10 protein-coding genes are annotated in these 20,912 nt (G+C 67.8%); all 10 read left to right on the forward strand.

The features are described 5' to 3' along the window. Positions 1-83 precede the first annotated feature (83 nt). The 10 genes from HQ354_RS17275 to pglZ all read left to right on the forward strand — a co-directional run bounded on the left by HQ354_RS17275 (position 84) and on the right by pglZ (position 20,908). Positions 84-1,589, forward strand: a complete 1,506-nt coding sequence (locus tag HQ354_RS17275; protein ID WP_222635294.1) for an SCO6880 family protein — start codon at positions 84-86, stop codon at positions 1,587-1,589. A 65-nt stretch (positions 1,590-1,654) separates the two neighbouring features. Beyond that, complete coding sequence (locus HQ354_RS17280) at positions 1,655-3,469, forward strand: ATP/GTP-binding protein (RefSeq protein WP_222635293.1); 1,815 nt, start codon at positions 1,655-1,657, stop codon at positions 3,467-3,469. After that, positions 3,466-3,837 carry a transposase gene (locus HQ354_RS17285; protein WP_222635292.1) on the forward strand — a complete coding sequence of 124 codons (372 nt, stop codon included), beginning with the start codon at positions 3,466-3,468 and terminating at the stop codon, positions 3,835-3,837. The genes HQ354_RS17280 and HQ354_RS17285 overlap by 4 nt, the downstream gene beginning before the upstream one ends. Beyond that, entirely contained in the window at positions 3,834-5,480 is a 1,647-nt protein-coding gene (locus tag HQ354_RS17290; RefSeq protein WP_222635291.1) for a peptidoglycan DD-metalloendopeptidase family protein, read from the forward strand. The genes HQ354_RS17285 and HQ354_RS17290 overlap by 4 nt, the downstream gene beginning before the upstream one ends. 30 nt (positions 5,481-5,510) lie before the next feature. Beyond that, positions 5,511-5,819, forward strand: a complete 309-nt coding sequence (locus HQ354_RS17295; RefSeq protein ID WP_222635290.1) for a hypothetical protein — start codon at positions 5,511-5,513, stop codon at positions 5,817-5,819. Further along, complete coding sequence (locus tag HQ354_RS17300; protein ID WP_222635289.1) at positions 5,816-6,364, forward strand: hypothetical protein; 549 nt, start codon at positions 5,816-5,818, stop codon at positions 6,362-6,364. Before HQ354_RS17295 ends, HQ354_RS17300 begins: the two co-directional genes overlap by 4 nt. Positions 6,365-6,667: 303 nt before the next feature. Next, positions 6,668-10,924, forward strand: coding sequence for a BREX system serine/threonine kinase PglW (gene pglW, locus HQ354_RS17305; protein WP_222635288.1), 4,257 nt, complete (start codon positions 6,668-6,670; stop codon positions 10,922-10,924). Next, positions 10,924-14,478: a BREX-2 system adenine-specific DNA-methyltransferase PglX gene (gene pglX, locus HQ354_RS17310; protein WP_222635287.1), complete on the forward strand. Its 3,555-nt coding sequence runs from the start codon at positions 10,924-10,926 to the stop codon at positions 14,476-14,478. Before pglW ends, pglX begins: the two co-directional genes overlap by 1 nt. Beyond that, entirely contained in the window at positions 14,418-18,188 is a 3,771-nt protein-coding gene (locus HQ354_RS17315; RefSeq protein WP_308115338.1) for a DUF6079 family protein, read from the forward strand. The genes pglX and HQ354_RS17315 overlap by 61 nt, the downstream gene beginning before the upstream one ends. Then, positions 18,185-20,908: a BREX-2 system phosphatase PglZ gene (gene pglZ, locus HQ354_RS17320; protein WP_222635285.1), complete on the forward strand. Its 2,724-nt coding sequence runs from the start codon at positions 18,185-18,187 to the stop codon at positions 20,906-20,908. The genes HQ354_RS17315 and pglZ overlap by 4 nt, the downstream gene beginning before the upstream one ends. Positions 20,909-20,912: the final 4 nt, after the last annotated feature.

Genomic DNA, 20,912 nt, shown 5'->3' on the forward strand with positions numbered 1-20,912 from the left:
ACCCTCACTCCCCAGCAGCTCGAGCAAATGGTCCTCGTCTTGGGCAGCAGTACCCACCGTGCCCCTGACCTCGGGGCACAGCGATGACCCGCGCTGTCGAGGCCCCGTACGAGCCGCCGGTCTACTCGGCCGGTAACCGGCCCAAGACGACGTTGGCGTTCGGGCTGTCCACCAAGGTCATCGCCTACGCTGCTGGGTTTTTCGCGATCGCGTTCGCGGTGCTGATGTTCGTCGATGTCGTCGCCGGGTTCGCGTTGATGGGCCTGGGAGCGCTCGTGCTCACTCCCCTGGTGTTCGCCCCGAACGGTCGAACCCTCTACGAGACAGGACAACTGAGGATGCAATTCTTCTGGCGTAAGCACGTCGAACGCTCCACCGAATACCACGCAGGCCCGCACTCGCGAATCCCCGGTGGCCGCTACCAGCTCCCCGGCCTGCTCTCGCGCACCGCCGCCTACGTGGGAATAGACCGGCACGGCAACGAATTCGGGATGATCCACAACCCCGACAAATCCCAGTACACCGTCGTCTTCGACGCCCTCCCGGGAGGCGATGAGGCGATCCCGCAGAACGAGAAAGACCTCTACACCGCCGACTGGGGCGTCTACCTCTCCGACCTCGGTCTGCCGGGCGACATCGTCGGGGCGGTGGTGGTCGTGGAGAACATTCCCGCCACCGGCCTGCGTCTGGCCCGCCGCGCCGAACACGAACTCGTGCCCACCGCACCGCCGCTGGCAGCGGAATTCATCCGTCAGTCCTCGGTCAGGATGCCCTCGGGTAAGCACCGCATCCTGGCCCGCCTGGCGATCACGTTCAAAGTCACCACCCGAGAACGGGCGAAAGACCCCGACGAGATGGCCACCGAACTCGGCCGCCGCCTCCCGGATCTGTATGAATCACTCGCCAGCGCCGGGGTCGACTCCCAGCCGATGACGGCCGCCGAGATCACCGCGACGGCGTGCCGCTCCTACAACCCCTCCACCGAGAACGACTTCGAAGAACTCGACATCGCCGGACTCGACCACGGGATCGACTGGGAAGACGCCGGACCGGGACGGGCGAAAGACGAATGGGATCACTTCCGTCACGACGGCGGCGTCTCGGTGGTGTGGGAGATGGCCGCACCGCCGGAGTCGGTGTTCACCGACACCGTCCTCAAACCGCTGCTGCAGCCGCACGATGACCTGTTCCGCAAACGCCTGACCCTGATCTACCGCCCCTACAGCGCCGGGGATGCAGCGAAGAAGGTCGACAAGCAGCACCGAGACGCCCTGCACGCGATCAACTCTCGCGGAGACAAGATCATCTCCGCCGGGTCGCAGAAACGCCACGACATCGCCGACCAAGCGCGCCGGGAAATGACCGCCGGGGCCGGTTTCGAGCGCTACTCGGCGCTGCTGACGATCACCGTCGGGCACAAGGACGAGATCGGCAACGCCGCCGCGGTCACCGAATCCCTCGCCGCCCGCGCCCGGCTGCGGCTGCGCCGCGCCTACGGCTTCCAGGACGCCGCGTTCGCCGCCGGTCTCGGGCTCGGCGTGCTCCTGCCCGACCAGATCACCACCTCGGTGCTCCTGCGCCGCAGCTGAGCACAACGCGTGCACCGACGTCCCCCACACGCCCCCGCCCCTGTCTGGAAGCGAGAGACCCGCTGATGACCCTCACCGAGGACCGCCACCTCATCGACGATGCCCCCGCCCCCGAGAAGTCCGCGCTGGTGCGCTGGATGCTCGGTGACACCGACTACGCCGCCCTCGCCGCGAAGATCGCCACCGGCGAGGAGAAGGAGCCCGGCAAGTTCACGCGCACCGGCATGGGACTCGCCCGCTGGCGGGGCGACAATCCCGACGCCGCGCAGCTCGCACTCGAGATCGCCGAAGACCCCTGGTGGCGTGCCGTTCTGGGAGCCAGTGAACGCGGCTTCAAAGGTGCAGGTGGTGGCCGCATGGCCACCGTCCCGGCCCCGATCGAATACGAAGCCACCTCGGTGCAGATGTGCGGACTCAACCCGTGGGCGATCGGCGCGGCCGCACCCGCGTCGGGCACCATCGTCGGCCAGCACGCCATCACCGGTGAAGCGGTCTCCTGCGATCCGTTCGCCTACTTCCGCGACAACCACATCGCCAACCCGAGCATGTTCGTGCTGTCCCTGCCGGGCCTGGGGAAATCGACCCTGATCCGCAAGATCCTCATCGGCGCGTGCGGCTGGGGCCAAGCCCCGATCATCGCCGGCGACATCAAAGGCGAATACGTCAAGGCCACCAAACTCATGGGCGGCCAGGTCATCACCCTCGGTCACGGCGGCGGGCATCTGAACGTCCTTGCCGCCGGAACTCTCGGCCAGGCTGTCGTCCGGGCGATCGCCGCCCGCGACGCCGCAACCGACCCCGAGCGGCTGGACACGCTGAACCGGCTGATCGACAACGCGAAAATGACCATCCGCGCCCGCCAGATCAACGCCATCTGCGCGTTGATCGAACTGATCCGCTACGACACCCACTCGGTGAAGGCCTTCGAGAACTCTCTGATCGGCCTCGCCCTCGACGAGCTCTACTCCGAGACCAGCGCATTCTCCTACGAGAACCCGCCGCTGCTCAAAGACCTCTACGCCACGATCGACGCCGGATCCCCGGCGATGTACAAGGCCGCCTACAAGCTCGACGCGCAGTCCTACCGCGCCGAGATCACCGAACTGATGCAGACCCTCGGCGCGCTGACCTCCGGGCCACTGGGAGACATCTTCGCCGATCACACCACCGAGCCGATCGACCTCGACGCCCCGATGATCTGCATCGACGTCTCGAGCCTGGACCGGGGAGATACCACCCTCAAAGCCGCTGTCATGCTCTCCTGCTGGGCCGATGCCTACGGCACCGTCGAAGCCGCGCACTTGCTCGCCGACGCCGGACTGGACCGGCAACGACTGTTCCTGCTCGCCCTCGACGAGCTGTGGCAAGTCCTCGGCGCGGGACCGGGCATGGTCGCCCGGATCAACGAGATCACCCGCCTCAACCGCACCGACGGTGCCGGACTGCTGATGATCACCCACACCGGCCGCGACCTCGAAACCTTGCCCACCGAAGCCGACATCAAGACCGCGAAAGGGTTCATCGACCGCGCCGGAATGGTCGTCTGCGGCGGCCTGCCGATCGGCGAGGTCGAACGACTGTCCGGGGAACTGAAATTCACCGAAGCCGAAGCAGGCCTGGTGACCTCCTGGTCCCGCGGCGCCGCACTACGCGGATCCGAACGCCGCACCGTCCGCAACCCCGTCGGACGCGGCAAATTCCTTATCAAGGTCGCCAAGGACAACACCCCCGGCATCCCCATCCAAACCGTGCTCACCGACATCGAATACGACACCGGCGTCCACGACACCAACGCCCGCTTCGCCGAATACTTCGCCGGCAACCACGACGACGCAGCCAGCGATCACGAGAACGACGCCGAGCTGGTCGGTGCCCGATGAGCGAGATCGACGATCGTCGTGAGCACGCCCGCGCCGAATACCCGGCCACGACCCGGGCGTGGGCAATCACCGAATACGAGAAGTCTCGGCACAACTACACTTCACGCTCGGAATGCGTTGCCGCCCTTGCTTCGGCGATTGGGGCGCACGAGAACACCGTGGCCCGGTGGATCAAGCAGCAGTTCGGATCCTCCCGCTCCCCCGCTGCCGACGAGATCACCGCACGGCTCCGCGCTTCCGAGGCGGAGAATGAGCGCCTGCGCCGCGAGAACCGCACCCTTGTCGAGCGACTGGCAGCGCTTTCCCCTCGCTCGATCACCGCCGAGACTTATCGCACCACAACAGCGTTCGGGACGGCCGCACGGTGAAGAAGGGCGGTGCGCTGGCTCTGGCGGTGGTGATCGCACTGTCGTTGTTCGTGGTCCTGTTCGTCACCACCGGTGTGCGAGAAGAGAGCACCGACTGTGTTCCCGGCCGTGCAGGGGCAGGCTCCGCTGCGGGTGGTGTCCCGGCCGGATCGTTCGCCAAACCCATGAAGACCTCCGAAGGCCAGCTCACCAGCGGATTCGGTCAACGCTGGGGCACGATGCACAACGGCATCGACCTCGCCGGACCACTCGGTACCCCGATCTACGCCTACGCCGACGGCATCGTCTCCCAAGCCGGTGACGCATCCGGGTTCGGGCAGTGGATCGTGATCGACCACAACATCGATGGCCAGGTCGTTTCCACCGTCTACGGCCACATGTTTCCCGACGGCGTCCTGGTGCACGCCGGGGATCATGTGACCGCAGGCCAGCACATCGCGAACGAAGGCAACAACGGCGACACCACCGGCGCGCATCTGCACTTCGAGTACCACCCAGGCGGGTGGGCACCAGGGAATGCGATCGACCCGTTCCCGTTCTATGACGCCGCCGCAGAACCCGGCACCGGCGACCCCGGATCCTCCCCATCCACCAGCGCCACCACCCCGGCACCCTCTCCGTCTGCCCCGTCCCCGGGCTCCGACAGCGCCGAGATGGCCGCTCTCCCAGCCAGTGTGGGATCGGAAGATCACTTCCAGATCGACACCGTCCGCGTCGCCCGCGCCGTCCACGCGAAATTCCCCCAGATCACGACCATCGGCGGCTGGCGGGCCGACGGCGGCGGCTTCGACGACCACCCCTCCGGACGGGCGGCGGACATCATGATCGACAACTGGTCCTCCGAGGAAGGCAAAATCCTCGGAGACCAGGTCAAGGACTACCTGTGGGCGAACCGGGACCAGCTGCAGATCGAGTACATGATCTGGCGTCAGCAATACATCCCCTCCCAGGGCGAGCCGAACATCATGGAGGACAGGGGATCTCCGACCCAGAACCACTACGACCACGTCCACGTCACCGTCATCGGCCACGGCACACCCGCCCCCGGGCAAACCTACGGACCCGTCCCCGGTGGGGCAGGGTCGGCGCCGAAAGCGACCGGCACCTGCACCACCGCTCCCGGCGCAGGCCTCGGCGATCACGACACCGCCAACCTCGCCGCCGGTCAGATCCCCGACGCCTTCCTCCCCTGGCTGCAGCTGTCGGCTGCGCAGTGCCGCGAGGTCTCCCCCGCGATCCTCGCAGCCCAGCTCAAACAGGAATCCGGATTCACCGCCGGTCTGGTCAGTCCCGCAGGCGCAGAAGGCTACGCGCAGTTCTTGCCCGGCACCTGGGCGTCCTACGGATTCCCCGTCGACGAGCAGGGCAACGTCACCGGGGCAGCGGGCGCGGGAGATCCCAACGACATCGGCGACGCCGTCATGGCCCAAGGGCGCTACAACTGCGCCGTCGCCGACACCCTGCGCCCCGGTCTCGAATCCGGGGCCATCACCGGCGATCCCGTCGAGCTGATGCTCGCCGGATACAACGCCGGACCCGGAGCAGTCCAGCAGTTCGGCGGCATCCCCCCGTACGCGGAGACTCAGAACTACGTCACCACCATCACCGGCACCGCCGCCGCCGGCTACGACCTCGCCAGCTGACCACACACCCGATCCAAGGAGAACCGCGACATGACACACCCGGACAGCCCGCCCGTCACCGGGCACCTCGCCGAGGCCCGCGGGTGGCTCCTCGACTGCGGCTTCGACGACGAACTCGTCGACGACCTCACCGACCCACAGATCGTGCGGTTCGTCGACAGCGAATACGACGGCGGATGGCCCGCATTTCTTCTCGCCACCGTCGGCGTCGACCAGACGGCTGCCGCGCCGGATGCGCCGACGCGCTCGACGTCGCTGACCGTTACCGAGCCGGTGTGCCTCGCCGGACCCGCCGACGACGCCGTCGCTGCCCCGTCGAGGATCGGGGATGCACGATGACGCGCCGAACCCTCGCCGTGATCGTCGGATTGGGCATCGTCGCGGCGGCGGGCATCGCCGTCATCCTCACGCTCGTGTGCACCGGTCCAGGCGCCTCCGAGCAGCCCGGAACCGACGCCGGCCACCATATCGATCCGATCGGGACCGAACCCGCCGACGTCGCCGTCGCCGCCATGTCCGGCATCTTCACTTGGCAACCCGCCGTGCAGGACTCGACATGGGACGCCCTCCACAGCCAACAGCACTACCTCAGCGGTGCCATGGCCACCGCCGCCGCGAATCCTCCCGAACCGCCACCAGCGCCGCTGCCCGACTGGGCAGCCTGGGCACGCGGCAACGACACCATCACCGCCGTTGTACGACCCGATGGCGACCCGAACATCAGCGGCGACATCGCAACCGTGCCCGTCACCATCGCCCAAACCGTCCAACACACCGACGGATCCGCGACGCCGTACACCACCTACACCGCAACAATCGAGCTGCACAGCGACTTAGGCACCTGGCAAGTTGCCAGGTATCGGTTGACGAGGGCATCTCAATAGTGGATCGGCTACGAAGCACATTGTTGAGTCGAAGTGGATTTCAGTCATCAGAACGGCGGAGCATCCGGCCGTGGTGGCGATTCAAAGGCCCTGGCATACCAGCACGACGCGTAAGCGGTCCACGCTTAGCTAAGACTCCCAAGCCCGTTGCGTGACAACCGTGCATGCTGCTTTTGTCATCGCCGGTACTGCTGAGGAACCTGAACTCCTCCCACGCCGGGGTAACGCGCGGGTGTGGCGTGGCGCTACAGGGAGGGATGGCAAAGTAATGGCAAAAGCGGTGTAGATCGGTGAGGAGCTCAGGTGCAGGACGGCCGGTGGGTCGAGGTCAGCCCCTCGCAATTCGACCACGAGAAGGAGGGTCTCGACCTCGTCAAGGCGCTGCTTCCTGATGCTCCGCCATTCCGGGCCTGGTCCAACTTCGAGTTCCGGGACAGCCGCGGCCGCTGGCATGAGGTGGACCTGCTCGTCCTGGCCCGCGACACGCTGTACCTCATTGAGCTCAAGTATTACAGCGGTACGTTGCGCGGCAACGATCACGTGTGGACGCGCGGCGGGTACCGGTCCGAGGATTCGCCGCTGCTCTTGACGAGGCGGAAGGCGCAGTACTTTTCGTCGCTGCTCAAGGATCGTCTCGCGGAGCACGTGGGACAGAATCCGCGCGAGCTGAGGGGTGTCATCCCCTACGTGCAGGAACTGGTCTTTCTGCACCACCCCAGCCTGGCGTGCGAGCTGCCGGCCAGCTCCGCGCTCGGCCTGTACGGGCTCGACGGCAAGGAGGCGCACAGCCACCTGCCAGGCATTTCCGAACGACTGCTGGCTCCGCCGCAGCACGATCCTGTGACGGAACAGAAGTCCCTGCTGATCCGCGACCTGATGACCAAGATCGGGTTGGCGCCGCGGCGGCAGCGTGAGCTCGGCTCGTGGGTGATCGACGAGCAGCCGCTCGGCGACGGGGAAGGTTGGCAGGACTGGCCGGCGTTCCACCACGTTGACACCGAACGGCATGCCCGCATCCGCTTTTACCTGCCCAAGCCGGGGGCGAGCACCACCGAGGAACATGCCCGGGTGCGCGCGGTGGAGCATGAGTACCGGTTGCTTGCCCGCCTCCGGCACGACGGTCTCCAGGTGCCCGCCGATGTGGTGAAGGACAAGGAGATGGGCATCGGGCTGGTGTTCGACCAGCCGAAGGCGTTCACCCGACTGGACCTGTGGCTGGCCGACAATGCGACGACGCTGAGCCTGGACGGTCAGCTGGAGTTGCTCTCGCAGGTCGCCGAGACCGTGCAATATGCGCACCGGCACCGGGTGGTGCATCGGGTGCTCAATCCGCGAGCGGTCGCGGTGCGGGAGAAGGGCGGTGCGTTATTGCCGCTGGTCACCGACTGGGATTGCGCCGGGGTGCTGCCTGCAAACGCCGAGACCGGGGTGACCCGACTGTCGGCGGGACCGTTGAGTCTGATGGCGGGTGCGCTCACCGAGCAAGCCCGACTCTTCGCGGCTCCAGAGGGTGGGGCGGCGACGGACCCGGCCCGGGTGGACGTGTTCGGGCTGGGCGCGTTGGCGTTCTATCTGCTGACCGGTGGGACCATGCCGGCCACCGAGCGTGGTGAGCTGATGGACCGGTTGCGCCGCGACCGCGGCCTGGACCTAGCCGCAGATATGCCGCAGGTGCCGTCCGCGCTGCGGCAACTGGTGCTCGACGCGACCCATCCGAGCCCCGCGGAGCGGCTGGCGACGGTCACCGATTTCCTGGACCGTCTCGAGGACACCCGCACCGTGTTGGTGTCCGCGGAGGAAGTCGCCGATCCGCTCGACGCCGGCCCGGGCGCCGAGCTGGGTGACGGCCGCTTCGTCTACCAGCGCCGGCTGGGCGCCGGGTCCACGGCGGTCGGAATCCTGGTGACCGACCGGAAGGCGGGCGACGCGCAGCGGGTCCTCAAGGTCGCCAAGGACGACGAGGCGGCCCTCCGACTTCACGCGGAGGCGCAGGTGCTGGGCAAGCTGAACGATCCGCGGATCGTTCAGCTCAGTTCTGAGGAGGTCGTCGCCGGGCGGGCCGCGCTGGTGCTGCAGTATGCGGGCCGCACGACCCTGTCGGAAGAGCTGGCCGCCAAGGGCGGACGGTTGTCGATCGACCAGCTCGAGCGGTGGGGTGAGGATCTCCTCGGCGCGGTGATGGCGCTCGAGCGGGCGGGTGTTACCCACCGCGACATCAAGCCGTCGAATCTGGGTGTGTGGTCGTCGAGCCAGCGGGCCGACACTCACCTGGTGATGTTCGACTTCTCGATGGCCGGGGTGGATCCGCGCAACATCGAGGCCGGCACCCCGCCGTATCTGGATCCGTTTCTAGGACAAGGCGGTCGAGCGCAGTACGACAGCGCCGCCGAACGATACGGCGCTGCGGTGGTGCTGTTCGAGATGGCCACCGGCGACGCGCCGCAGTACGGACCGGATCCGCAAGCCAACCCGGCCACGGTGGACGACGACGTGACGGTGGTGCCGGAACGGTTCGATCCGGCAGTCGCCGACGCGCTGACCCAGTTCTTCGTGGGCGCATTATCGCGGCGCGTGGAGCTGCGGTCGGATACCGCCGAAGACATGCTGCGCGCCTGGCGCGCGGTGTTCACCGAATTGGACGAGAAGCCGGTACCCGTCGATACCGCGGGCACCGCCGAGCAGGCCACCACGGCCACCAACCTGACCGCGGCGGGGTTGACGGCGCGCGCCGTGTCGGCACTCGGGACGCTCCAGGTGACCACGGTCGGGGAACTGCTGGCGCTGGATTCGACCAAGCTGAACCGCCTACTGGCGAAAGAGGCTCGCGGCACCCGCACCGAGATCCGCGACCGCTACCGCGAGTGGGCCAAACGACTCGGCCGTCAGCAACGCACCGCCCGCGGCCAAGCCCTGCTGGGACTGGACGAGGCGGTGGCCATCCTGCTCGCCGCGGTCGGCAAGGGCAGAGCCGGCACCAGGCGGGCGGCGGCGGCACTACTACTGGGCACCACGTCCGGATTGGACGCGTTCGCCAGTGGGCACGAGCTGGCCGATGTGCTGGGCAAGACCCACCAGCGCGGACATCAGTTGATCAAGGAGCTGCAGTCCGACTGGGCGGAGAACCCGGCCACTCGGGAGTTACTCGACGAGATCATCGAATCGGCGCAACAGGTGCTGGCCGATTCCGGTGGGGTGGCAGCGATTTCGACGTTGACCGCCGAGATCCGGGGGCGGTTGCCGCAGCCACCCGCCGACGATTCCGATGCCGCCGCGCCCGCGCTTGCGGAACGCGCCGCCGCCGGACTGCTCCGGGTCGCATTCGACCGGCTCACCGAACACGAGGCCGTCGAGGGCGCGAAGCGGTTGCTGCGCCGACGCCACGACGGGCGCCTGGCCCTGGTCGCGACGGACGAGCTGCTCCTGGCCGCCGCAGAATCCGCGGCCCGCCGCGCCGACGAGCTGGTGACGACGGCCGACGTGGTGGTTGCGTCGCCGACTGCGGCCAGGGAAGTGCGGGCCGCGTTCACCGCCACCTACCGCAACGCGGCGGGCCCGCAGGCGCAGTTGCCGTTGCCCCCCGACGCACGGTTGGTGCGCCTGGCGGCGGCGGTGTCGCGTCGGGCGGCGGTGTCGGGCCGCGGGGAGCTGCACGCGCGCAGCCTCGGCCCCTCAGAGGCATTGCGCCTGGCGTTGGCCGGGCTGTCACAGGCCGAGTCACTCGCCGCAAGCGAGGTACGGGCCCGGGTGGCGGCCCGGTTCCCGGAACTGGATCGACTGCCTGGCCGGCCGGCGTTGGACACGATGATCGACCGGGCCGGCATTGGGCTCCGCTGGCTCGACGGTGCCTACCGTTACCCGGACGCCACCCCGCCGAGCGCGACGTCGCTACATACCCGCGCGGTCACCCACACCGGGGGCGCCTCGCCCGGCCGCACAGGCGACGCGTCTTCGGTCGCCGCAGCCGCGCAATCGGGCTTCTTGCAGGAATCGTTGCGAGAGAATGGCTTCGTCACTGTAGGGGTGCCGGTGCGCCGGCCCGGCGATCACCTGCAGGTGGCACGCGGGCTGGTGGAGAGCTTCGACGGGCAACTCGTCGACGTCACCGGCCGGATCATCGACGCGATGCACGCCTTCACCCGACAGCAGGGCATCGGGTGGGAGCGCGTCCGGAACGCCGACGCCGCCGCGGAGGGCACCAAGGATGCGCGCGGACTGCGGGCGGTACTCGATCGGGTGTTGCCGCAGGTGATCGCGGACCTCGAGGCCGAGGTATTCGTCAGCGCTGCGTCCGAGGCCACGCAGGCCGATAAACAGCCGCGTCCGTTGATTCTTACCGAGCTCTCGCCCCTGGCCCGCTACGGCTGCCTGGATGTGCTCGCCCGGCTCAGTGACCTGTCGGCCCCGCGCCTTCGGCCGGTGTGGGCCGTGGTGCCGCAGATGCGCGGGCAGACCGGGGCGGTGGTGGATGGAAAGCCGATTCAGCTCGGGGTGCCGGGCGGACAGTTCGTGATGTGGACGGCGTCGGATCTTGCCGACGCCGATGTGGAGAGGGTGCGCTGATGGCGGGTATCGACGGTCTGGTGGCAGCGCTGCGACGGCAGGTGATCGAGCTGGAGGACGACCTGCGGGCCCGTGTCGACGGCGCCGACCCCGACACCCGCCAGCCGGGGGTGGGCGATCGATGGCGGGCCGAGCACACGCACGCCCTCAAGGCGCAGCGGACGGCGTCGTCGTGGCAGGCGTGGCGGGACGAGCGGGTGACGCAGGCGGCGGTGGCGTGGGTTCTGGTGACGGTATTCGCCCGGTACTGCGAGGATCGCCGGTTGGTGTCGCGGCAGTGGATCGCAGGGCCGGACGCGAACGCCCGCCGTCAGGCCCTCGACGCACGGCACGCCTACTTCGCCGAGCATCCCGAGCACACCGACCGCGAGTGGATCAAGCAGGTGGTCGACCACTTCGCCGGGTTGGATGCGACGAAGGGCCTGGTCGACGAGTATTCGCCCCTGCGCCAGGTGGCCCCGTCTGGTGATGCGGCGCGTGCGCTGCTCGAATTCTGGTGGGAGCAAGACGATTTCGGGGCGCTGCGATGGACGTTCGGCGGAGTAGACACCCGATTCTTAGGTGACATCTATCAAGATTTGTCGGAATTTGCGAAGAAGACGTATGCGCTGCTGCAGACGCCGGAGTTCGTGGAGGAGTTCATCCTCGATCAAACTCTCGAACCTGCCCTGGCGGAGCGTCCGTTGGAGGGATTCACGGTAATCGATCCCACTTGCGGCAGTGGGCACTTTCTGCTTGGTGCCTTCCACCGGCTGTTGGAACGCTGGCAGCGCGAGGCCCCGGCGCTCGGCCCGCGAATGCTGGTGCAGAAGGCCCTTGAAGGCGTGTATGGGGTGGACATCAACCCGTTCGCGGTGGCCATTGCCCGGTTCCGGTTGATTGTCGCCGCGCTCGAAGCGAGTGGCGACAAGTCGATCGAGACACTGATCGGTATCGAGTTGAATCTGGCGACCGGTGATTCGCTGTTGTGGGGGGCTCGGCAGCAGACTATCAGCGACGACCTACTGACGCTGGGGCAGGAGCAGTTCGCGTACACGACCGAGAACGCGGACGCGCTGCGTGCGATCCTGCAGCGCGAACACGATGTGGTGGTAGGTAATCCGCCGTATATCCAGGTGAGCGATTCGGCCCTCAGCGGCATCTATCGTGCACTATATTCGACGTGCTTCAAACAGTATGCCCTGACCGTACCGTTCATGGAACTATTCTTCGAACTCGCCCGAACTGGGGAGAGGGGAGTTTACCCGGGTTGGGTTGGCCAAATCACAGCGAATTCGTTCATGAAGCGGGACTTCGGACAGAAGCTTGTTGAGAATTATCTTCCCCGTCGGGATATGCGTGCGGTAATCGACTCTGAAGGAGCCTGGATACCGGGGCACAATAGTGATGGAACCTCTACCGTGATCATCGTCGGAACTGGAGGGCCTCAGCGACGTGGCGAAGTTCGTGTCATCTTGTCGAAAGGTCGCCGGGAGAGCAGAAGCGTCGGCAACAGCGGCGCTGGCCCCTATTGGCGGTCGCTGGTTGAGCACTTGGGTCAACGCGATTATTCAGACGAATGGATCGATGTGGTCGATCTTCCGAGAATTTCACTTGCACAGCATCCATGGAGCCTGTCAGGGGGCGGTGCTGTAGAGCTACGATCCAAGATCGAGTGTGCGCATGTCTCGGTTCTTGGCGACCTGATCAATGTGGCAGGGCGGACGTGTCATACGGGTTCTGATGACGCTTACTTTGCCTCACCAGGTGCCTGGCGGCGCCATCGTGTCGACGATGACCACGTAGTGCCATTGGTGACGGGTGACGCCATCCGTGAGTGGCTCATCACACCCGATACCGAGGCGCTCTTTCCATATTCAAAGTCCTTGAAGGCTTCGCTCGACGATCCTGCCACCGCTCGGCTCTTATGGCCAATGAAATCGATATTGGATTCACGTCGGGAACTTGGCGGAACGCATGAGGAGATCGGTCTTACCTGGTACGAGTGGAGTCGATGGCACCCGGAACGGTTCTCTGTTGATCTAGGGATCGCATTTGCATTCGTAGCAACGCACAATCACTTTGTCCTCGACCGCGGCGGAAAAGTATTCAAACAGTCTGCACCCGTTATCAAGTTGCCACGCGGTAGAAGCGAGAATGATCATCTTGAGCTGCTCGGTGTTCTGAACAGCTCGACGGTTGGCTTTTGGCTTCGCGAAAATACTCAGCCGAAGGGGGGAGCAGCAAATATTACGTGGTCGCGAACCCGCGAATATCCCGGAACGATCGTCAAGAAGATTCCGCTTCCACCAACATATCCACTTGACAGTGCCCGGATCATCGAAACCCTTGCACAGGAGCTTGCGACCCAAACCCCCGAGGCGGTGGCATGCGAGACCGTGCCCACCGCCAATGCGTTAGAGCTGGCGCGCAAGGAATCCGAACGCATCCGTGCGTTGATGATTGCTCACCAAGAAGAGCTCGACTGGGAGTGCTACCGGCTCTACGGCCTGATCGACGAAGACCTCACCTATCCCGGCGACCTGCCGGGTATCGCACTTGGAGAGCGCGCCTTCGAGATCGTGCTCGCTCGCGCGGTGGAAAACGGCGAGCACACAGAGTGGTTCGAGCGGCACCGCTCCACCCCCATCACCGAAATCCCCACCCATCTACCTGCCGACTACCAGACACTGATTCGGCGTCGCCTCGATGCCATCGCCATCAACCCGAACCTGCGGCTGCTGGAGAAGCCGGAGCACAAGCGGCGCTGGGCTGTCGAACCATGGGTCGAGCGCGTCACCGAAGCCTTGCGTGACTGGCTGCTCGATCGCGTCGAAGACCGGGCTTTGTGGTTCGACCGGGACGACCGCCCCACCCCGCAGAGTGTGTCCCAACTGGCCGACCGGCTAGACCGCGACCCCGATTTCCGGGCCGTGCTGCGGCTGTGGGCGGGTAGTGCCGAATCTTCGACCGGCGCAGCCCTGGCCAAGTTGCTCGACGAGGAAGGCGTGCCGTATTTGGCGGCGCTGCGCTACAAGCCAGCCGGGCTCGAGAAGCGCGCCGCCTGGGAGCACACCTGGGCGCTGCAACGCCGCGAGGACGCCGGGGAGAAACTCGATGCCCCGATCCCGGTGCCGCCGAAATACAAGCCCGCCGACTTCCTGAAAACGTATTGGTCGCGGCGCGGCAAGCTCGACGTACCGAAGGAACGCTTTATCTCCTACCCCGACGCCGGACGCACCTCGGATACCACCCAGTTGCTCGGCTGGGCCGGTTGGGATCACGCCGAGCAGGCCCTGGCCCTGGCCGGGTTGATCGACGAGCGCATCCAAGACGGCTGGGGCGCCGACAAGCTGACTCCCATGCTCGCCGGCCTCGCCGAACTGCTGCCGTGGGTGCAGCAGTGGCACGGCGAGATCGACCCCGAGTTCGGCGAGTCCGTCGCCGACACCGTCGGCGAGGAGCTGCGCTCGCGCTGCGCCCAGATCGGCGTCACCGTCGACGAGCTCGCCGCGTGGCGCCCACCCGCGTCCACCCGTGGCCGTCGCACCAAGAAGGAGAGCACCCCGGCATGAGCACTTTGCTGCGCGACGTCATCGACATCGCCGAGAGGGCCGGTAGCGAAGACTATGTGCTGCGCCTGACCGACAGCACCGACGACGATCAACACATCCGCGACACCCTCGACGCGTACGTGCTCACCGACTCGCTGCAGGAGAACTTCGAGCTGGCACTGAATCTGGTGGCAGACGGGCTGGCCCACAACAAGTCCCGCGCCGCCTACCTCACCGGCTCGTTCGGTTCCGGTAAGAGCCACTTCATGGCCGTGCTGTACGCGCTGCTCGGCAACCACCCCGCCGTACGCGTCCCCCGGTACAAGAAGCTCACCGGCAGCTACGACGGCTCCCTCGCCGGGAAGAAGGTCCTGCGGCTCACCTACCACCTGCTCGGCGCGAAGAGCCTCGAAGAAGCCATCTTCAAGGGGTACGTGCAGCAGATCGCCCGGCTGCACCCGCAGGCGCCGCTGCCTTCCGTGCACATCTCCGACAGTCTCCTCGCGGACGCCGAGAACTTGCGGAGCAATATGGGCGACAAGAAGTTCTTCGAGGGGCTTGGTGGCGCTGGGGGCGACGACGAGTGGGGTGGGCTGATCGGCGCCTGGGACCTGGCCGGCTACCAGGACGCTCTCGCCTCGTCCCCGGAGGATCCGCGCCGCCGCGAATTGGTGTCCGCCCTGGTGGAGGCGTACTTTGGGTCGTTCACCGAGCAGGCCCGGTACGTGGACCTCGACCGTGGGCTGGTCGCGATCTCCGAGCACGCGAAGACCCTCGGCTACGACGCGGTGGTGCTCTTCCTCGACGAGCTGGTGCTGTGGCTGGCGTTCTCGGTGCGCGACACCGAGTTCTTCGCCCGCGAATCGCAGAAGATCACCAAACTCGTCGAATCGTCCGGCACCCACCGAGCGCTGCCGCTGATCTCGTTCGTCTCTCGGCAGATGGACCTGCGCAAATGGTTCGCCGACGCGGGCGCGTCCGGGGCCGAGCAGGAGGCGCTCGACCGTGCGTTCCACTACCAGCAGGGCCGCTTCCAGGAGATAGAACTCGGCGACGACAACCTCGCCGAGGTGGCGCACGCACGGTTGCTGCGCCCCAGGGACGAACCTGGCGCGGAGGTCCTCGACGAGGCGTTCCGCTCCGTCAGCCGCACCGCCGACGTGTGGGACGTGCTGCGCGACAGCATGAACACCACCGACGAGCACCGCGGCGCCTCCGAACGGGAGTTCCGGCTCACCTACCCGTTCTCACCCGCACTGATCGCCACCCTGCGGAGCCTGTCGAGCGTCATGCAGCGGGAACGCACCGCGCTGAAGGTGATGCAGCGGATGCTCGTCGACCGGCGCGACACCCTCACCGTCGACGATCTCATTCCCGTCGGCGACGCCTTCGACTACATCGTCGAGGGCAACCAGCCGATCGACACCCACGCGGGCACCATGTTCAAGGCCGCGCTCGAGCTGTACCACGGCAAGCTGCGCCCGCACCTGCTCGCCAAGCACGACCTTACCGACGAGCAGATCGCGGACGACCCCGACGCCGCGCCGGCCGGATTCCGCGCGCACGAACGCGTGGCCAAGACGCTGCTGCTCTCGGCGATCGCCCCGAAGGTGCCCGCGCTGCGCGACATCACCGCCTCCCGCCTCGCCGCCCTCAACCACGGGTCGATCAAATCTCGGTTGCGCGGCGGCGAGGCCCGCGTGGTCCTCGGTGTGGTCCGCGAATGGGCCAAGGATGTCCCCGAGATCACCGTCTCCGACGGCGCGAACCCGATTATTCGCGTGCAGCTCGCCGACGTCGACTACCAGTCGGTGCTCGACCGGGTCCGCGGCGAGGACAATCCCGGCCGTCGCCGGGTGCTGCTGCGCAAGATCGTGCACCACGCGCTCGGCATCACCACCGCGCAGGACGATCTCGGCGGCGCCGCCACCCGCAGCGTGTATTGGCGTGGGTCTCGACGGGAAGTGGACGTGGTGTTCGGCAACGTGCGCGACGCCGGCTCGGTGGCCGAGACCAGTTTCGACAACCGGCCCGGCACCTGGCGGTTCATCGTCGACTACCCGTTCGACGAACAGAACTTCTCCACCGCCGACGACATCGCCCGGATCGACCGGATCCTCGCCGGCAGCGGCGACCGGCACACGGTGGTGTGGCTGCCGAAGTTTTTCTCCGGCAAAGCTATCGACGATCTTGCGCTGCTAGTCAAGCTGGACTGGCTGTTCACCGGCAGCGGTGACCGCTGGCAGGAGAATTCCGATCACCTCTCCGTGACCGATCGTGCGCAGGCCCGCGGCATCCTGGAGAACCTGCACCGCGGCACCATGACGGGCTTCGAGATGTTGCTCAAACAGGCCTACGGCATCGAGGCGACCGATCCGAAGATGTTCGTCGACGACCCCGGGCACACCGAGGTGCTGGTGTCGCTGAGCAAGGACTTCCAGCCCAAGCTGCCCGCGGCGCTCACCCTGCAGGACGCGTTCGAGAAGATCACCGACCAGGCGTTCTCCGCCACCTACCCGTCGCATCCCGAGTTCACGCCGGCGATGGAGGAGATCACTCCCCGCCAGTTTGAGGTGGTCCGCGGCTATGCCGAACAGGCATGCACCCAGTCCGAGGGCCGCGTTCTCACCCAACCGGGCGGCGAACGCAAGACCGTTCAGCGCATCGCCGGACCGCTGCGCGTCGGCAAGGCCACCGAAGACCACTTCCTGTTCGGGGAGGAACAGTTCGCGTACTGGGCGGGCGAACTGGACCGCGTGGCCAACCAGGCCGGGCCGGGCACTGCCATCCACGTCGGTGTGCTGCAGCGGCACATCGACACCCTCACACCCGCATGGGGCCTGCGGCCCGAGGCGCGGGACCTGGTGATCGGCGCGTGGGCGCTACTGCGTAAACGCGCCTGGTTCGAGGCCGGAGCCCCGATTGCCGCACCCCCGCTCGGGCGGATGCGGGAGAACATCGAACTGCGCGCGGAGGAGCTGCCCGAGCAGCGCGCGTGGGAGGCGGCCAGGCTGGCGGCCACCCAGCTGTTCGGCTACACCCTCGCCCGCACCTACCTGACCGGCGCCAACGTGGCCGAATTCGCCCAGCAGGTGCGGGTTCGCGCCGACAGTCAGCGAGCCGCACTGGCCGAACTGATCGACCGGCTCGGCGCAGCCCACCACGTACTGGACCTTGACACCACCGACACCGACCGGATCACGGCAGCCCGTGCTCTGCTGGCAGCCCTCGACCGGTTGGCGCAGACCGGGGGCAATGTCGCCACCATCGACGCACTCGCCGACCTGGAACTCCCGGTCGGTGGTGAAACCGCGGGCCGGATGCTCGCCGAGGCGGGTCGCGATAGCCGCACCCTGCGCGGCTTCAAATGGCCACTGCTGGACAAGGTCGCCGCGGGCGCGTCCCGCGGCGGCGAGCGGGCAGAAGCGGCACGAGCGATCCTGCGTCGACTGCGGGAAGCAGTGTCCATCCCTGGGCAGGCGCTCACCGAGGAACTCGCCCGCGGCGAGGACCAGGTGGTCGAGTGGGTGGTCGGGGAAGCTGAACCGTCCCCCACACCCACACCGACCCCCGAGCCCATACCGAAGCCGGAGCCCGCGGCAAGGCCGGTCACCGATCCGGAGACCGTCGAACTCCGCGGTCGGGGCGACATCGACGACGTGTCCGCCCGGCTACGCGCCGCCTTCGACAAATACGGCTCGCGGGTGCGGGTCACCTGGTGGGTCGAGTGAGCACGCTCGCCGCCACCCGGCCGATCATCGACGCAAAGCTCGCCAAGGCCGCCGAGAAGCGGCACCGGCACGGCGTGCTCGGGCTGCGCGCCGTGCCCCGCTGGGACGGCGGCGAATTCAGCCACGACGGCACCCGAGTCACCGTCGTGCCGTGCCCGTCCACGCTCGCCGTGTGGGAGGCGCTGCACTCGCGTGCCGACGGGGAATGGCTGGTCATCCTCACCCCCATCGAAGAGGACGAGCTGGGCACAGGTGTGCTCGCCCACCTGCTGGAGGGGAAGCTGCTCACCCCTGACCCGTGGGATGCGCTGCGCAGTACCTTCTCCGCCACCACCATCGAGCCGGCGCTGTACCGGGTGGCGAACGACCGCGCGTTGGCCACCGGCCTGCTGGCCGTGCTGCCCACCTCCGCCTACACCCCGGCGCCGGGCGGGGTGCTCACCCGCACCCACGCGATGTCCGCCGTGGCGCGCGGGGTGCTGGGCGTCACCGACGATCCGGCCACCGAAATCGACACCCTCGCGGTGCTCGAGTGGAGCCGACAGCCGACAGCCGCCGACGCCTACGCACGGCTGGCCGCCGAGGGTGGGCCGGAACTGGCGGCGTCGCTGACCGGTTGGCTCACCGGACGCGCCGGCCGTCTCGGTCCCGCCGTCGCCGCGTTGCTCGCCGCGGATCGGATCGCCGACCTGGTGCCGCTCGGTCTGCTCGCCGGTCTGCTCGACCCCGAGGTGCCCGGCGGGCAGTTGGCGCTCGGCAAGTTCCAGGGCACGTTCGGGCTGCACCGGCTCGGTGCGGACGATCTGCGTGGCTGGTACCAGGATGCGGCGGCACTGGTCATGGGACCGCTGACCTACCAGCAGTGCCAGAACGTGCTCGACGCCGCGGACCGCCACGTGCGGGCGCTGGGCATCGAGCCGCTCGCCGGCCGCTCCGAGCTGCTCCCGCAGGGTCTGCACTCCCGAATCACGGTCCTGGCCGATCAGATCGACACGGCCCTACCCCTCGGCCCGGTCACCACGCTGCCCGCGATCCCCGCCGATCTGGCCGGCATCGAGTCCGCGTGGCAGGACGTTCAGCGGCATTTCCTGGCAGCAGAGGACCCCACCTGCCGCGCCTACGCCGCGGCGGTCCGGCTGCTGCGCTGGCTCGCCGGACCGGGCGACCATGGCGCCTCGCTCACCGCACTGACGCAGCGGCACGTCGACGTCGACGCGTGGGTGGACTCCGCCTTGGGTGCGGTGCGCCGGGGCGCCGACCTCCCCGCCAACGTCGCCACGCTGCGCCGGGTCATCGAGACCGTCACCGGGCTGCGCCGCACCCGCGACCGCGCGTTCGCCGCAGCCCTGGCCGACGCGCCGCACCCCGAACCGCTCGTGGTCGAGGATCTGCTCGCCCGCGTGGTGCTGCCGCTCGCCGGGGACCGGCCCACCCTGCTGCTGGTGCTCGACGGGCTGTCCCAGGCGGTGGCCACCGAGCTGATCGGCGTCGCCACCGACACCGGATGGACCGAGGCCGGTGTGCTCGGCTCCACCCGACGCACCGCGGCGCTGGCCGTGCTCCCGACACTCACCGGACGCAGCCGCTGCTCGCTGCTCTGCGGTGAACTGCGCGAGGGCACCGAACAGGCCGAGCGGGCGGGGTTCCTCGACAGCCTCCGCAAGGCCGGCCTGCAGGCGGCGTCCGGTGTCCCGGACCCGATCTTCCACAAGAAAGCGCTCGACTCGATGCCCGCCGGCGCCGCCCTCGCCACCGATGTCGCCAACGCCGTCGCCGACACGGAGGGCCGACCGCTCGTCGCGGCGGTGCTCAACTACGTCGACGACAACCTGCACCACACCGACCCTGGCCGCACCGACTGGACCGTCGACACCATTACCCACTTGCGTCCGCTGCTGAAAGCGGCGAGGGCGGCCGGCCGGGCCGTGGTGATCGCGTCCGATCACGGGCACGTCATCGAGCGGCGCGAAAGCACCAAACGGGACCGCGACTCCGTGTACGGACTGCGCGCACATGGCGACCTGACCGCGGTCGCCGACGACGAGGTGCTGGTCCGTGGGCCGCGGGTGCTCACCGATTCCGGGGCGGTGGTGCTCGCCGTCGACGAGACGGTCCGCTACGGCCCCGTGCACGCCGGCTACCACGGTGGTGGTTCGCCCGCCGAGGTGGTGACCCCGGTGATCGTGCTGCACACCGGCGACCGCCCCGCCGGCCTGAGCGAACTCGATCCCGTGCAGCCGGACTGGTGGCACGCGCCGGTCGTCGACACCGCGACCGTGGCGGCCGCATCCTCGGGCTCGGAGTCTGCGTCGGCAACGGTCACCGTCCCCGCGCCCCGATCCCGCCGCAAGACGGCCACGCAGGAACCGAGCCTGTTCGACGAACCGGCCGCCACACGGCCCGTTGCTCCGGGGCGGTCGGTCGCCGACGAGGTGCTGGCCACCGCCGTGTTCCGCGACCAGTTGCGCCTTGCCGGCCGGATCGCGGTGAGTGAGAACCAGATCCGCGTCCTACTCGCCGCATTGCTGGCCGAACCCTCGCGCGAGCTAACCCTGCTGCGGGCATCGTCGCTGCTCGGGATCGGCACCGGTCGGGTCGGCGGCGCACTGCTGCAGATCAAACGGGTCCTCGACGTCGAGGGCTACGAGGTGTTGCTGCTCGACGGTGCGGTGCGAGTGGACGAGGCGGCGCTGCGCGAGCAGTTCGGGATCGGCTCGTGACCGC

It is taken from the genome of Rhodococcus sp. BP-261 (genome assembly GCF_019835205.1).
Classification (GTDB): Bacteria; Actinomycetota; Actinomycetes; order Mycobacteriales; family Mycobacteriaceae; genus Rhodococcoides; species Rhodococcoides kyotonensis_B.